Source organism: Chryseobacterium sp. sg2396 (genome assembly GCF_042610505.1).
Classification (GTDB): Bacteria; Bacteroidota; Bacteroidia; order Flavobacteriales; family Weeksellaceae; genus Chryseobacterium.
Genome location: NZ_JBHGAQ010000001.1, coordinates 294,482 through 309,331, shown reverse-complemented (window position 1 = coordinate 309,331; position 14,850 = coordinate 294,482). Strand labels below are relative to the sequence as shown.

The 14,850-nt window shown below is 39.6% G+C and carries 12 protein-coding genes; 2 read left to right on the top strand and 10 right to left on the bottom strand.

The window, feature by feature from the left end; genetic code table 11:
• Window positions 1-159: 159 nt before the first annotated feature.
• The 4 genes from ACED20_RS01410 to ACED20_RS01395 form a co-directional block, all read right to left on the bottom strand.
• On the bottom strand, window positions 160-855 hold the full coding sequence (locus ACED20_RS01410) for a prolyl oligopeptidase family serine peptidase (protein WP_294237010.1): 696 nt from the start codon (window positions 853-855) through the stop codon (window positions 160-162).
• Window positions 856-1,061: 206 nt separating this feature from the next.
• Window positions 1,062-2,450 carry a glucoamylase family protein gene (locus ACED20_RS01405; protein WP_378103281.1) on the bottom strand — a complete coding sequence of 463 codons (1,389 nt, stop codon included), beginning with the start codon at window positions 2,448-2,450 and terminating at the stop codon, window positions 1,062-1,064.
• 71 nt (window positions 2,451-2,521) lie between these two features.
• Window positions 2,522-3,946 (bottom strand): RagB/SusD family nutrient uptake outer membrane protein, encoded by a 1,425-nt coding sequence (locus ACED20_RS01400; protein WP_345765959.1) that lies wholly within the window; start codon window positions 3,944-3,946, stop codon window positions 2,522-2,524.
• An 8-nt stretch (window positions 3,947-3,954) separates the two neighbouring features.
• Complete coding sequence (locus ACED20_RS01395) at window positions 3,955-6,774, bottom strand: SusC/RagA family TonB-linked outer membrane protein (protein WP_378103280.1); 2,820 nt, start codon at window positions 6,772-6,774, stop codon at window positions 3,955-3,957.
• 463 nt (window positions 6,775-7,237) lie between these two features.
• Here ACED20_RS01395 and ACED20_RS01390 point away from each other — a divergent pair, with 463 nt between their 5' ends.
• Entirely contained in the window at window positions 7,238-7,912 is a 675-nt protein-coding gene (locus tag ACED20_RS01390; RefSeq protein ID WP_378103279.1) for a DUF4197 family protein, read from the top strand.
• A 37-nt stretch (window positions 7,913-7,949) separates the two neighbouring features.
• On the top strand, window positions 7,950-8,255 hold the full coding sequence (locus tag ACED20_RS01385) for a DUF493 family protein (protein ID WP_288446001.1): 306 nt from the start codon (window positions 7,950-7,952) through the stop codon (window positions 8,253-8,255).
• A gap of 53 nt (window positions 8,256-8,308) precedes the next feature.
• On the opposite strand, the gene ACED20_RS01380 is transcribed toward ACED20_RS01385, so the two are convergent.
• From ACED20_RS01380 to ACED20_RS01355, 6 genes are all read right to left on the bottom strand, one after another.
• Window positions 8,309-8,659, bottom strand: a complete 351-nt coding sequence (locus tag ACED20_RS01380) for an ArsC/Spx/MgsR family protein (RefSeq protein ID WP_345765961.1) — start codon at window positions 8,657-8,659, stop codon at window positions 8,309-8,311.
• An 84-nt stretch (window positions 8,660-8,743) separates the two neighbouring features.
• A complete protein-coding gene (locus ACED20_RS01375) occupies window positions 8,744-9,358 on the bottom strand; it encodes a deoxynucleoside kinase (protein WP_294311650.1) in 615 nt (204 codons plus the stop codon).
• A gap of 39 nt (window positions 9,359-9,397) precedes the next feature.
• On the bottom strand, window positions 9,398-10,375 hold the full coding sequence (locus tag ACED20_RS01370; protein WP_294236991.1) for a hypothetical protein: 978 nt from the start codon (window positions 10,373-10,375) through the stop codon (window positions 9,398-9,400).
• Window positions 10,376-10,463: 88 nt separating this feature from the next.
• Window positions 10,464-11,489, bottom strand: a complete 1,026-nt coding sequence (locus ACED20_RS01365) for a glutaminyl-peptide cyclotransferase (RefSeq protein ID WP_294225667.1) — start codon at window positions 11,487-11,489, stop codon at window positions 10,464-10,466.
• Window positions 11,490-11,505: 16 nt separating this feature from the next.
• Window positions 11,506-12,528: a glutaminyl-peptide cyclotransferase gene (locus ACED20_RS01360; RefSeq protein WP_378103278.1), complete on the bottom strand. Its 1,023-nt coding sequence runs from the start codon at window positions 12,526-12,528 to the stop codon at window positions 11,506-11,508.
• 319 nt (window positions 12,529-12,847) lie between these two features.
• Window positions 12,848-14,458: a Na+/H+ antiporter gene (locus ACED20_RS01355; protein WP_378103277.1), complete on the bottom strand. Its 1,611-nt coding sequence runs from the start codon at window positions 14,456-14,458 to the stop codon at window positions 12,848-12,850.
• Window positions 14,459-14,850 lie beyond the last annotated feature (392 nt).

Genomic DNA, 14,850 nt, shown 5'->3' with positions numbered 1-14,850 from the left:
CTTTTTTGATTTAAATTGATAAGTTCAAACGCTACGTCCGCTAAGTTACGTTTAAATTATTGTGAATATTTTTTGTTCGCAAAGGTACTTCGACAAGCTCAGCATAAACTATTCACTCAGCAAATGATATTACGGTTTAACTTTGTATCTTTAAGTATTTTACTTTCTTTTAGACAGCATCCATTTATACAATTCCGGATTGGAGTACGTGGAATCCCAGGAATTGTGGTTGTCGTTCGGGAAGATGGTAAGTTCTGCCGACGGGTTTACCGGATGCAGTTTCTGGTAAAAATTGAAGGCATTTTCCGGAAGCACCACATCATCCATTCCCCCGTGGAAAATTTTCATGTTGAGGTCTTTGTACCGATGGATATTGGCGTACATCACCCGATCCGTCGGAGCACAAACCGAAACGACGGCAGCAAACATTTCAGGATGTTCCATCGCCAGCTTCAGCGTTCCCCAACCTCCCATGGAGAGCCCGGTAAGATAAATCCTCGAAGCATCCACTTTATACTTAGACTGAATTTCTTTTATAAGATTGTAGAGGGTTACCGTATCCCACCATGTATTTTCCGGACACTGGGGTGCCAGGATCGCTACCGGCTCCTTGATCAGGTTTTTGTAGGTGAACGGGCTGTGGGCCTTTACCATCTCCAGGTTGTTCCCTCTTTCGCCGGAACCGTGAAGGAAAACGATTAAAGGGAAATTTCCTTTGGTGCCCTGCGGATAATCGAGGATATAGGATATTTTATCCTGCCTTTTAGATTCTTTATTAAGCTCCGCCTTTATTTCCTGAGCGTTGACGCTTAATGAAAGGGGCAAAAGCAAGAGCGGCAGATGTTTCAGTTTCATTATCATTTTATTTCCTGTTTGGGCTGAAGCTGTTTTCAATTTTGTTTTAGTCTACGGGCGTCCTGTATTTGGGAGAACGTTGATGATATGTTGTTATTTTTAGCCCCGATTGCAGCGGCTACCCCACAGCGAGCCTGAAAGGTGAGCGAGGAGTAATAGCGGAAAGCGGGAAACAGCTTCAAATTACTAAAAATTATATTAACGGGTTACCTGATGTTGTATTTTTCAGAGGCAAAGCTCAGCTTTTTCAGTCCGCTTCGGATTTCGGGAGCGTTCATGAAAAGCTTCCACAAAAACCCGGTCCTGTAGTTCTCGATCATCGGCGCAATGGTGCCCTGGTCGATAGCCAGATACCTTGGGGTCGTCCAGTTGTTGTAATGGATGGAATTGGCATCATAAGGGCCTGCCGATCCGATGAATTCAGGTTTTTGAGTATACAGAAATCTCAGAAAACCCATCGATTCTTTCGGCGTATAGGGGAAACTACTCAACGCTGCAGTCGGTGTAATCACACCGTGATCGTTTTGCGGGAAATGAGCATCATATCCCACTCCTCCATCCTGGTTTCTGGAGTAGCTTGCTGTCAATCCCCAATAGTTCGGCCCATAACCTTTCCAGTGTTTCGGATTCTCGACGCAGTATTTGTAATCAATGAGAACCTGGTTTTTATTTAAGTCGAAGTAATTTTTAATGAGTTTGTCAGACAGGTTGGTCGGATCAAGGCCGATGTAGGAATAATGGGCCCAAAACAGCGGACCGCCGTATTCTTCAGCACCATTGTGTTTAACATACATTGGCAGCCCGTATTTTTCTTTGTCTGAAAGGTAGGTTCCGTTTCTTGTCCAGCCTTTGTAATAGGTTTCGGCGTCAATCGGGTAGGTAGGTGATGAAGCCGCTAAAATATAAGTGATCAGGCACTCATTGTATCCCTGAAGCGGAAAATTCATTTCCCACTGATAGTCCGGAGACCAATGCCAGTACAGGACCTTTTCGCCGCCTTTGGTGTACCAGTTCCATTGGATGCCTTTCCAGAGTTCGTCGCATTTCTTAGCCAATGCTTTCTCTTCGTTGTTTCCGTTCTTAAAGTATTCGCGGACCATCAGGATTCCGGAAGTGAGGAAGGCCGTTTCTACCAGGTCCCCACCGTTGTCTTTTTTTCCGAAAGGCACGGTTTTCCCCGTTTCGCCGTTGATCCAATGCGACCAGGCTCCTTTGTGACGGTCAGCTTTCGCAAGAAAATCCATCATGGTGGTCAATCGTTTCACTGCTTCTTTACGCGGTACGAATCCTCTCTCTACTCCTACCAATATCGTGGCAAGCCCGAATCCCGAACCGCCGGTCGTTACTACATGCTTGTCATTATCCGGATAGATGTTGTCTTCATGGTACCTTTCCCTGCCAAGTTTCGAGTTCGGTTCGGCATAGTCCCAAAAATATTTCAGGGATTCTCTTTGAACGAGGTCCAGGAGCTGGTTATCAGTGAGATTAGTCTTTACAGGTTGGTTTGTAGATGGCTGCGTGTTTTGGACTTGGATGTTTTGGCAGGAAAGACTGAATAATGAGAGAGCAACGGCTGATAGTATAATCCTTTTCATAAAATCTTTTTTAACAGAATACTAAAAGAAGAGGAGAACTTTCATTCTCCTCTCATTATTATTATTAAATCTTAATAGCCGGGGTTTTGCGTAAAAAGCCCGTTGCTTTGATTCATTGCATCTAGAGGAATAGGGAACAATTCATTCTTTCCTGTTTTAAATCCTTTAGGACCTAAATAAGTAGCTGCCTGTCCTGTTCTTACAAGGTCTGGGAATCTATCATTCTCCATCGCCAATTCTACTCTTCTTTCCTGCCAGATAGCAGTTCTCAATGCAGACTGAGTTGAAGCCGTAGTATTAGGAAGTTGTGCTCTGGTTCTTACTTTATTAATATTTGTAATAGCTGCAGAAGTGTTTCCTAGTTCATTTGCCGCTTCTGCATTGATTAGAAGAATATCAGCAAATCTCAGGATTCTTATATTCTGTATAGAACCATAACCACAAGCATTATTATTTAAAGAAGAAGGTACATAGACTTTTTGGTTCCACATATTACCCGCTTGAGGATCACCTTTTTTAATAAGATCTCCTTCAGGGGTAGTTTCTCCTTCTCTTAGTATCGTCAGTTCTTTTCTTATGTCACCTGGTTCAAATGCATTTTCCAGTTCTTGAGTCGGTGTAAAGAATCCCCATCCGAATTGATTTCTTACTCCCTGAACTTCTGCATACTGACTACCGCCAAATGCAGCAGAACAATCACAATTAACTTCAAAAACGGATTCAGTACCAAATTCACCGGCTGGTCTAAATAAATGATTAAAATCAGGATCTAAACTATATCCCATTGCAATTACCTGATTTGAAGCATCATAAGCTTTCTGGTAGTCCTTCATGTAAAGATATACTTTTGAAAGCAACCCCAGAGCACCGCCCTTTGTAACTCTCCCACGATCCGCAGCAGAGTATGTCTGGGGCAGAACAGCAGCCGCTGCAGTAAGGTCTGAAACTATAAAATTATAGACTTCTGCAGCAGAATTTCTTGGTTTTAAATAATTTCCCCCTTCCGGCAATCCGTCAAAAATAGGCACACCTCCGTAAATTCTCACTAAATTAAAATAGAAATAAGCTCTTAGCATTTTTGCTTCAGCAACTAATCTATTTTTAAGTGTAGCATCCATGTCAATTTTCGGCACATTGGTGATTACCTGATTTGCTCGGTTAACTGCCTGCCATTGTCCGATCCAATAACCTCTTACACCGTCATCACTTACTGAAAATGTAAAATTATCATAAGCATTAATAAATGAAGCATCTCCAGGGTTAGATCCTTTTTCTACATCATCGCCTGTAACTCCAAATACATATTGTGCAGGGAAACCTGAGTTCTCCCAGCTTCTTAGGAAGCTATAAATAGCACTAGTTGCCTGCATCGCATCATCCTGAGTAGTAAAAAAGTTGGTCACTTCTGTCTGCCCTTCATCTTTAATATCTGTGAAATCGTCATTACAACTAATCATTAAAGACAATATAGAAAGTGTTAAAAATATCTTTTTCATAATTTTAATTAAAATGTTAAGTTCATACCTAGTGTATAAATTGCAGAAATAGGATAAATATTATTATCAATTCCCATCTGTACTCTATCATTATTTGTTATCTCTGGTGAGAAACCATGATATTTAAAGCTCGTCCAAGGGTTTTGTGCACTTACATATAATCGAAGTCTTGTAATAGAAAGAGAATTGGCAAATGATTTCGGAAGATTATAACCAACCTGGATATTTCTAATTCTAATGTAGCTACCATCCTCAACATAGAAACTGTTAGGAAGTATAATCGATTGATTAGAAGTAATCATTGAATATGTATTGGATGTTCCCGGACCATTCCATCTGTTATTATAGATATCCAGATCCCAAGTTTCATTACCATAACGCTGTTCTCGGTTGTAGTTGTATATTTTGTTTCCAAATACTCCTTGGAAATCAACAGCAAAATCAAATGAATAAACATTTAAGTTAACTCCGAAACCATAAGATCCTTTTGGAATCGGGCTTCCTAAGAATGTCTTATCTCTAGAGTCGATAACTCCGTTACCATCCTGATCAGCAAATTTAAACCACCCTGCTTTTGCTCCACTCTGCCCTGAAGCTGCTGCTTCCGCATCTGTCTGGAAAACACCGGCAACTTCATAACCATAATAAGAACCCACAGCCTGTCCTGCCTGCAATCTTACGATCGAGTTCCCAAATAAGCTTGCTCCGGTCTCCAGGTACGAACCACCATAAACTGAAGTGATTTCATTTTTAAGGGATGTAAAATTACCATATACTCCAAAACTAATGTTCTCGTTAATCTTGTTATTGTAGTTCACAGCTACTTCAAAACCACGGTTATTGAAAGAATAGGCATTGGTTACGAAATTATTCCAGTTGCTTGCTCCTGAAACCGTTCCCTGATTTACTCCATAAACCACATTCTTAGAATCTTTATCGTAATAAGCCGCATCAATTTTCAGCTTATTGCCAAACAATGCCATTTCAAGACCAACATCTTTACCTGTTGTTGTTTCCCAGCTTATATTCGGATCTATAAACTTGTCAATGGTCTGTGCCGGATAACCAACATTTCCAAAATAAGCTCCGCTGCCCACAATAGTAGTATTAGCTGTATACCCTCTTCCTACATTTGGATTTCCTAGCTCACCATAACTTGCTCTCAGTTTCAAAAGATTGAAAATATTTTGGTTGCTCATGAAATCTTCTTTGGAAATAACCCAACCGGCGCTCACCGCAGGGAAAGTTCTGGATCTGTCAACATTAATCTGCGAACTGGCATCTCTTCTTATAGAGGCATTTAATAAATATTTACCTTTATAATCATAATTAATTCTTCCGAAGAAAGATTGAATTCTCTGCTGATCCTGTTCTACGCCCAAATCTGATCTGTCTACGCCTGTAACGTGAACAATATCAGTTCCACTTTGAATGTTAAGAGAACCATCTGTTCCGTCATAATTTACGTTTTTAGCAGACCAATATTCTTGTGATAATGTTGTTCTTGTTCTGGAGAACCCGGCAAGTGCTTCCAAATTATGTCCGCCAAAGCTTTTCTTCCAGTTCAATGTATTATCCCAAACATAATTAAAGTTTCTGAAATCTCTTGTGATAAGTGAGGAAGCTCCTTGGTTTGCAACCGGAACATAGGTTAACTTTGGAGTAAATTCGTATTGGGTCGGATTATAATTATCGCTGGAGTAGCTTACTCTGAAAGTAAAATCTTTTAAGAACTTTAGTTCTCCCCACACATTATTCAAAAATCTTTCCTGCCTGATTTGAGAGCGATACTGATCAAGCTGTGCTCTCGGGTTAGCAATTGAATATCCGTTAAAATATTGATAGTCTCCTGTGGAAGGATTCATTACAGAAAATATCGGAGGAGCAATAAATGCTGTTAATAAAGGATTTTGGGCAACATCCGTCCGCATTTTGGAATAACTGAAATTATCCCCAATCGTGATATTATCCGTGATTTTATAACTAACATTTAATTTAGTATTAAATCTGTTGAAACCACTTCCGGAATTGATTCCTCTTCCAGCCGCCAGGTTTCCTTCATCCTTAAGATATCCGATGCTGGCATAATAGTTAAATTTTCCAAGGCTTCCAGTTGCAGAAAAATCATTGGAATTGATTACGCTGGTTCTGAAAATTTCTTTGAACCAATCGGTATCAGCAGGAAACTGACTTCTACTAATAGATCCTGCGCTGGATCCGTTGTTGTCGTTCAGTAATTTTTCATTATACAATTCGATATACTGGTCCGAATTAACCATCTTAGGAACATTGGTAACTTTTTTAAATCCTAAGTATGAATTGAAATTATAGGTTGGCTTGCCTTTTCCTGTCTTTGTCTTGATGATCACAGCACCGTTAGCGGCCTGAGCTCCGTAAATTGCTAAACTCGAAGGATCCTTTAAGATACTCATCGATTCTATATCCTGAGAATTCAGGTAAGAAATATCAGTTGTAATCATTCCGTCAACGATAAAAACCGTATTTCCGGATAAAGAACCAACACCTCGGATATCTATTCTTGGAGAGCCCCCAGGAGCACCGGAATTGGTTATATTAACCCCTGCAACCTTCCCTTGAATAGAACTGATTGGATTGGCATTAGGTTTATCAGCCAGATCTTTCGCAGAAACTAATCCAATACTTCCGGTTACGTTCTCTTTTTTCTGAGATCCGTACCCAATCATCACCACCTCCTCAATCTTCTGCTCTTTTGCAACAGTATCTCTTGGTGTTGTTTGTGCATTCACGTTCATTCCGAAATAGAGTACGGCAATGAGACATGAATACTTTAAATCACGTTGTTTCATATAGTTTTATTTTATTCGTACAATCAGTTTTTATGAAAAGAAATAAGCCTTTTCATACTTTTTCCGATAACATTCTGCGTGTTCTCAAAAAAAGACATTAGCCAAAATTATAAAAATATATTTAACAATGTTAATTTTACTTAATTTTTTTGGTAACCTGTTAAAAGTGATAATTTTACTAAATTTCAACAAAATGATCTTATCATTAAAAAATTATTCACAATAAATAAAATTTTATATGATATTTTAAATCCATAACTTCACATTTAAGATAAAAAAATTATTTATTATTACTGATATTTTGTTCTTTTTAAAGATAATTTTAAATAAATTCTTGTCAGGAAGAGATAATTTTGGGAAAAAGAGATTTCTTAATATTCCGAATTATAAAATTTGTTAAACTAATTCCAGTATCCTAATTTTGGTTCACTATTTGAGAACTTATAACGTTTAATCAATACCAATGAAAAAATACATCATCGCTGCAGCTTTACTTATAGGAACCGGAGCCATCATTAATACAACGGTGCAATCCTGCACCACATTGGCGACGTCTGATTTGGGATTATCGATTATCAAAAGGCTTCTTCTGAACGGGATCGATAAAGGAGCAAGCGTTTACAGCAACCGGGATGCGTTTTTGCAGAACAACATGGTTGATAAAGCCCTGCCGAAGCAACTCAGAGAGATCAATACCTTGCTTGAGAAAGTTGCGCCTTCTCTGGTTGCTAAAGAAAGAGCTTACATTGCTGATGCTGCCGCCTATACCGTAAATATTTCCAAGCCCATCTTGGTAAATGCCGTTAACAGCTTAAACGCACAGGATGTAACAAGAATTATCCAGGGAGAAAAAGGAACAGCAACGCTGATTCTAAAAGAGAAAACTTCCCAACAGCTGATTGCGGCCATCGCTCCAAAAGTAGACGAACAGCTTAATCAATATGGAATTGTGAAAAGCATCAATACCGCTTTATCCGGAAGTAATTTCCTTGGCAGCCTTTTAGGCAGCAAAACCACCGTAAATTCCGGAGGGTTGAGCCAACTGGCTTCAGAACAGCTTGTGAACGGGATATTCAATATTATCGAAGATTATGAAATCCGGAACTCCGGTTCACTGCTGGGGCCGCTTGGAAAGTAAAAAATTTTCATTATCTTTATAAAGATATTAAAAGCAGATGGATATATTACAAGGAAATCAACATGCAAGCCCTGAAGATTTTTATATTTCTTTACGGGAGAAACTGGAAGATCATCACGATTTTCCGGAAGATTATTTATTTAAATTTATTATTCCTACGGACCAGGCAAAACTGACGGAAATTTATAAAGTATTCGACGGGATTAAGTTTACCTTGGGAAACCGGGAGAGCAAAAACGGAAAATATACGGCCTGCAACATCAACGCCTTTGTGCTGGATGCCAATCAGGTAGTTCATATTTATCAGGAAGTCGCCAAAATAGAAGGCGTAATTCTATTATAAAATAAAAAAGTCAGCCGTAAAGCTGACTTTTTAGTTTATATTTTCAATGTTTATTATTTATCAATAAAGTATTTTACGTTTTCAACAGGTCTTCCAAGCATGGCCACAGAACCTTTGATGATAATCGGCCGCTGAATCAGCGAAGGATTTTCAGCCAAGATCTTAATCCACTCTTCTTCTGAAAGATTTTTTCCGGCAAATTTCTCAACATACAGCTTTTCATTTTTTCTGATGATATGAAAAACACTTTGGTTGAGTTTCTTTAAAACCGTTCTAATCTCAAGCTCAGTCAGCGGATCTTCCAGTATATTGATGATCTCGAACGGCACGCCGTTTTCATCAAGATATTCCAGAACGGCATTCGATTTCGAGCAATTTCCGTTATGTAGAACTTTTACGATCATCTTTATTACTTTTATAAAATCAATTTATTTTAAAAGAATTACCAGCAATTTACTTACCAAGATTGATTTCGAGTAAAACTTTTATTAAAACAATCCGTACAGTTCGGCTTCGATTTTTTCCAGAATGAAACCGAAATCTTCAGGTTTTTCCACGAAATCCAGATCATCTACCTCAATAATCAGCAATTTTCCTTCGGTATAGTTGGAAATCCATTTTTCGTACTTCTGATTCAGTTTGGAAAGGTATTCGATGCTGATCGAGGCTTCATATTCCCGGCCTCTTTTGTAGATCTTTTTCACCAGATTCGGAACATCAGATTTAAGGTAAATCAGAAGGTCCGGTGCTGAAACAAAAGATTTCATCAGGCTAAAAACCGATTCATAATTTTTAAAATCGCGGTCCGAAAGCAGGTTCATATCATTGAGGTTCTCCGCAAAAATATGGGCATCTTCGTAGATCGTACGGTCCTGAATGATGTTTTTTCCGCTTTCTCTGATCTCTTTTACCTGCCGGAAACGGCTTCCGAGAAAATAGATCTGAAGTGCGAAACTCCACTTGCTCATGTCGGCATAGAAATCTTCTAGGTAAGGGTTATGATCCACATCTTCAAATTGGGCATCCCAGCCGTAATGCCTGGAAAGCATCGTCGTTAATGTTGTTTTCCCCGCTCCGATATTTCCTGTAACTGCAATATGCATATTTCTCTTAAGTATATTTTAATGTTGTCTGATCAATAATTAAACGCCGGCCGCCTGAACCTCCGAACTTTCATCCATAAGTTTCCGCAGAGAACTTTCCGCAGGGTTTTTGCTTTCAATTTCCTGAGTTTTCTGCTCCAGCTTCTGCTCTTGACTGCTGGCTTCAGCAGGTTTTTCCGCTGATTTCTCAACATCCTTTTCAGTTGCTTTTTGAAGAGGCTCCGGCTCGTTTTCAGGCGTTGTTCCCCTGGCTTTCTCAAGGCTGTAAAGATACAGGTTGTTGGCTTTTATTTCAAAATAAGACAGTACATTTTTATCCACAATCTGCACATCGGGATCATCGAAAATCTTAACCATTTCTTTTTCCGGAATATACTGCAGTACGGAATTATTTGTTATAACCAGGATCGTTTCGTTCTCCCTCCGGAAACGTTTACCGTTTTCTACAGGAGCTTCAAAGATCTTTTCAAATTTTAAGGTAAATACCCGGATGTGATTCCTGGTAAGAATATACACTTTATTTTCGTATACCAAAAGATCCATCAAGTCATCGAAGCTTGCATCAAAAGGATAGGAATTGATGGTGTTGTCATTCCTGAAATTGTATTGGATTAGACGTTTGGTACTGTCATCGAGCAGCCAGATCTGCTGCAGGTCTTCGGCATAAGCCATTTTGATAAATCCGAACTTCTGCCTGAAGTCCACCCGCTGGATTTCATTGAGATTCTGGTCCACAAACTTCATTTCCTGAGCATTCTCCGAAAACAACGGAACGCTCAGAGGGTTCTGTACGGTCTGCACTTTATAAGGAACGGTAAGCATCATTTTCCCAAGCTGCCTGCCGAGGGAATCGTATTTGGTAAAGCTGAATTCTTTATTCTTATAAATGTACAGATTTCCGTAATCGTCAACAAGCATATCTTTCGCATCCTTCAGCTTCAGCGTATCAAAAGGAAGAGTCTTCTGTGCCGTGACGGAACAGAAAAGCAAAGCAAATATTAAATGGAGTAGTTTCAAATTCTTTTACAATGATAGCGCTCCCATAAGGAACGCTACCAATTTACTATTTTTATTGAGTTTAACAGAAATTATACCTGATTTTAACTTACTGAACAGCAACTTCATATATCTTCGGCCAGTTTTTCCCGGTCACGAGCATATTTTCTCCTTTAAAGGCAATCCCATTCAGAACGTGTTCACTGTCGTCTTTCGTATATTGTTCCGTAATTTTCGTAAAATCAAATTTCCCGACCACTTCTCCGGTGGAAGGATTAATTTTCAGGATGTAAGGCTGATGCCAGACATTAGCATAAATAAACCCGTTGTGGTATTCCAATTCGTTGATCTGGTTGTAAATGGTTTTATTTCCTCCTACCGGAACTGTTTTCACGACTTTGGAGGGATTATTCACGTCCAGGTAATACAGATCGTTGGAACCCGAATCCGCAATCAGGTTTTTTCCGTCATAAGTAAGCCCCCATCCTTCACCGAATTCATCCGGCAAAGGAAATTCCGAGATTTTCTTCAATGTGTTTTTATCATATATAAAGCCGATCTTATTCTGATACGTCAACTGATAAACTTTATCCCCTGCAATGGCGATGCCTTCGGAAAATATATTCGCGGGTTGTTTTTCAGTAGTGGTTGGGGTTGTAGCTCCTAAAGAATATCTTATTAACTGAGATGCATTCTTGAGACCGTCACTTTCATAAACGGTATTGCCATCAAGCAGAAAACCTTCCACAAAATATTCCGGGTCGTGGGGATATTCCGCTACGATTTTATAAGCAATATCCTGCTCCGGTATTTTTGAAAACACATTGATGGTAGCATCCTGGCTTAGTGTTTCACCGCCTTTGGTTTTGATATTAAAAGTCACTTCATTGTCCCCGAAATCAAAAAATTTCGGGTCAATCGTTAGATCAGAAGTTTCTTTATCGCCGAAGCTGATGGAAATACTTTCGGCATTGTCCGTCACTTCTTCCGGAAGGTTTAATTTATCCCCGAAATGATAGCCTTTTTCTTCCATCGAATTGTTGTAATCTGCCAGGCTGTCCAGGATTTTTTTATCGTTTTTACAGGAAACCAGCAGCAGTACCGCAGCAAAGCCTGTGATAAAACTTTTCTTCATTAAGAATATCTATAAATTATTTGATGGCTACTTCGTAAATCTTTGGCCAGTTTTTCCCGGTAATCAGCATATTATCGCCTTTGAAAGCGATTCCGTTCAGTACATCATCGCTACCTTTGGTATTCTGCTTCGCAATATCTGTAAAGTCAAATGTTCCCACGACTTCCCCATTGGCCGGGTTGATTTTTAAGATAACAGGTTTCTGCCAAACATTCGCATAAATGAATCCGTTGTGGTATTCCAGTTCGTTCAGCTGATCATAAGCCTGTGAACTTCCCGCCACCGCAATATATTTTACCAGCTTTGAAGGATTGGCAGGATCAAGGAAATACAATAATTTACTTCCGTCAGAAGTGATCAGATTTTTTCCGTCATACGTTAATCCCCAACCTTCACCCAACACATTCGGATATGCAAATTCTGCTAAAAGTTTCAGAGAACTTTTATCGTAAATATATCCTTTCTTGCTCTGCCAGGTAAGCTGATACACTTTATCCCCGACAATTGTACTTCCTTCGGAAAAATCTTCTTTTGCCTGCTTGGTGGAAGCCAGAGGCGTTGTAGTTCCCAATGTATATTTTAAGATTTGCGAAGAGCCGTTCTGTCCGTCACTTTCATAGATCGTATTGCCTTCTACCTGAAATCCCTGAACGAAATTTTCGGGGTCGTGCGGATATTCCGCGATGATTTCATAATTGATTTTCTGCTCCGGATTCTTTGCAAAAACGTTGATGGTTGCATCCTGGGTTAACGTTTCGCCGCCTTTGGTTTTAATATTAAACGTCACCGCATTGTCGCCCAGGGTGAAATATTTAGGATCGATCGTAAGGCTGGATGTTTCCTTATCGCCGAAGCTGATGGAAATGCTTTCCGCATCATCCGTCACTTCTTTCGGAAGGCTTAATTTATCTCCGAAATGGTATCCTTTTTCCATCATCGAATTGTTATAATCCGCCAGTGAATCGAGTACCTTTTTATCATCCTTACATGAAGTCAGCATCAGTACCGCTACAAATCCTATTAAAATATTTTTTTTCATTGATTTCTTAATAATTTCCCCAAAATTAGCAAAATTTATCCCTCCGAACTAATTTCATCAACAGGTTGATCAAATTGTAACAAATCACGGTTGCAGTTAAAGTTAAAAAATACTTTTTCGTGATTTAAAAAATACTGATCTATTCGGTTTGATTTGATTTGTTTTTAATAAAGGTGTAACACCAACCCGGTTTTGTTTCAGTTAGGAAGTTTCTAACTACAGCTTTCAAGATACAGCTTCAGGCAACTATTTTTAATCTGTTTCACTTATAAAAAACCACAAAGGATTTTAAAATTTCATAGTCAATTATATGATTTAATTATCCATGGGAAAAGCCGGTGATTTTAGCTTCGTCGAAATCCAGCTGCATTTCGATAGTTCTCATTACATGGTCGTCAAAAATTTTTTCCTTTTTCATGCGGTGAAGTTCATTGCGCTGAGCCTGAATCAGCTGACGCATCACTTCTTTGTTTTCATTCATCGCGGTGACGTAATCTCCTGCGGACGCCAGGCATTGTGATTTATCGGCCATCATGATCATTTCATTTTCCAGACGGTGCTTCTGATGTTGCACCAGGCTGTTTCTTTCTGCCAGATCGGAGAAATCGTTTTCAAGTTTGTGTAAGGCCGTTTCTTTCAGCTTACGCATCAAAATCACTTCCTGCTTTTCTTCCGGCAGTTCACTTCCGGCATCCTGTATTTTTAAAAGTTTTAAAATTGGTGTAAGTAAAAGCCCCTGTCCTACCAAAGTAATCAGGATAATGACAAAGGTGACGAACAGGATGATGTTCCGGTGCGGAAAGGCTTCCTTTGGCAGGAATGCAGGAATCGAAAGCGCTGCGGCCAGAGAAACAACACCCCGCATGGCGGCAAAGCTGATGATAAACGGTTCGCGCCAGTCGGGCTTCGGATTTTTCCGGCATACTTCTTTTGATAAAAGCCTTGGAAAGTACATCAACGCATAGCTGTACAGAATCCTGGTTCCGATGATCGCTCCGCCGATAACGATGCTGTAAATAATGCCTTCTGAAATGGTATAATCTTTCATCGCAGCCACAACGACCGGCAATTCCAATCCGATCAGGATAAAAATGATGGTATTCATCAAAAAAATAAGAACACTCCAGACGTTTCCCGACTGTATCCTTGAAGTATGGCTTAGGTAACAATGGGAATTATAGGACATCAGAAGTCCTCCCGCCACAACAGCCAGCACTCCGGAAAAGTGGAAATGTTCCGCTCCTATATACATAATGTACGGAACAATCAGCGTAATAATGGTGTCGATATTGGAATTGGACGGAATAATCCTCAGCAAAGCACCGAAAAGCAATCCGCTTCCAACGCCTACGCCAATGCCTCCGATGGCCATGGTAAAAAAGTCTTTTACGGCTTCCCCGAAAATAAACTGCCCGGAAATTACAGCCGCCAGTGCAAATTTAAAGACAATTAAACTCGACGCATCGTTGATGAGGCTTTCTCCTTCGAGGATCGTCGTGATTTTTTTAGGGATTTTCACATGCTTCAAAACGGAAGTGGCCGCCACGGCATCAGGCGGGGAATTTACCCCTCCCAACAGGAAGCCCATGGCTACCGTTAACCCCGGAATAATGGACGAGGAAAGATAAGCTACAACAATGGACGTAAGAAAGACCAGTCCGAAGGCCATGGAAAAGATCTGTTTCCGCCATTTGTGGAAATCCTGCCAGGAAGTGAACCAGGCGGCTTCAAACAGAATCGGCGGAAGGAAAATCAGAAATACGAGATCCGGTTCGATTTCAATGTGAGGCATCCCCGGAACAAGGCTGATAATCAACCCGGCGATCACCAGGAATATAGGATAGGCCACTTTGAGCTTCTGCCCGATCATGACGAGTATCATTACAGAAAGGAGGACTGCAATTGATATGATAACATAACTGTGAATCATTATTAATTTTTTTTAAAAATACTGAACTGTTTTTAATCATTAATAATTTTTCTTCATGGTTTTGTGCGAGGTGAGATTTAAAAAGGATATTATTGATCTCCGGCAGGTGTATATGTTAAAATTAATTTACTCAAAAAACGGTGAAGATTGAAATCCTGCCATTTGATTTTACTGTTTACTTTATTGACCACCCCGTCAAAAATTCTTTGAATTCTCGTCACTCCTCCGGTGGAAGGGAAATGCTTATCTTTCTTAGAAAAGTTCTCTGTTTATTGGCTTTTAGTTCAAGGGTAATGCTGTTTTATAATTATTTTTTTCTTGTAAATTTTGGATTTAGGTAAGAATATTTTTAATAAACAACAGACTCCCTATCTTTGAGAATAGCAGGAAAA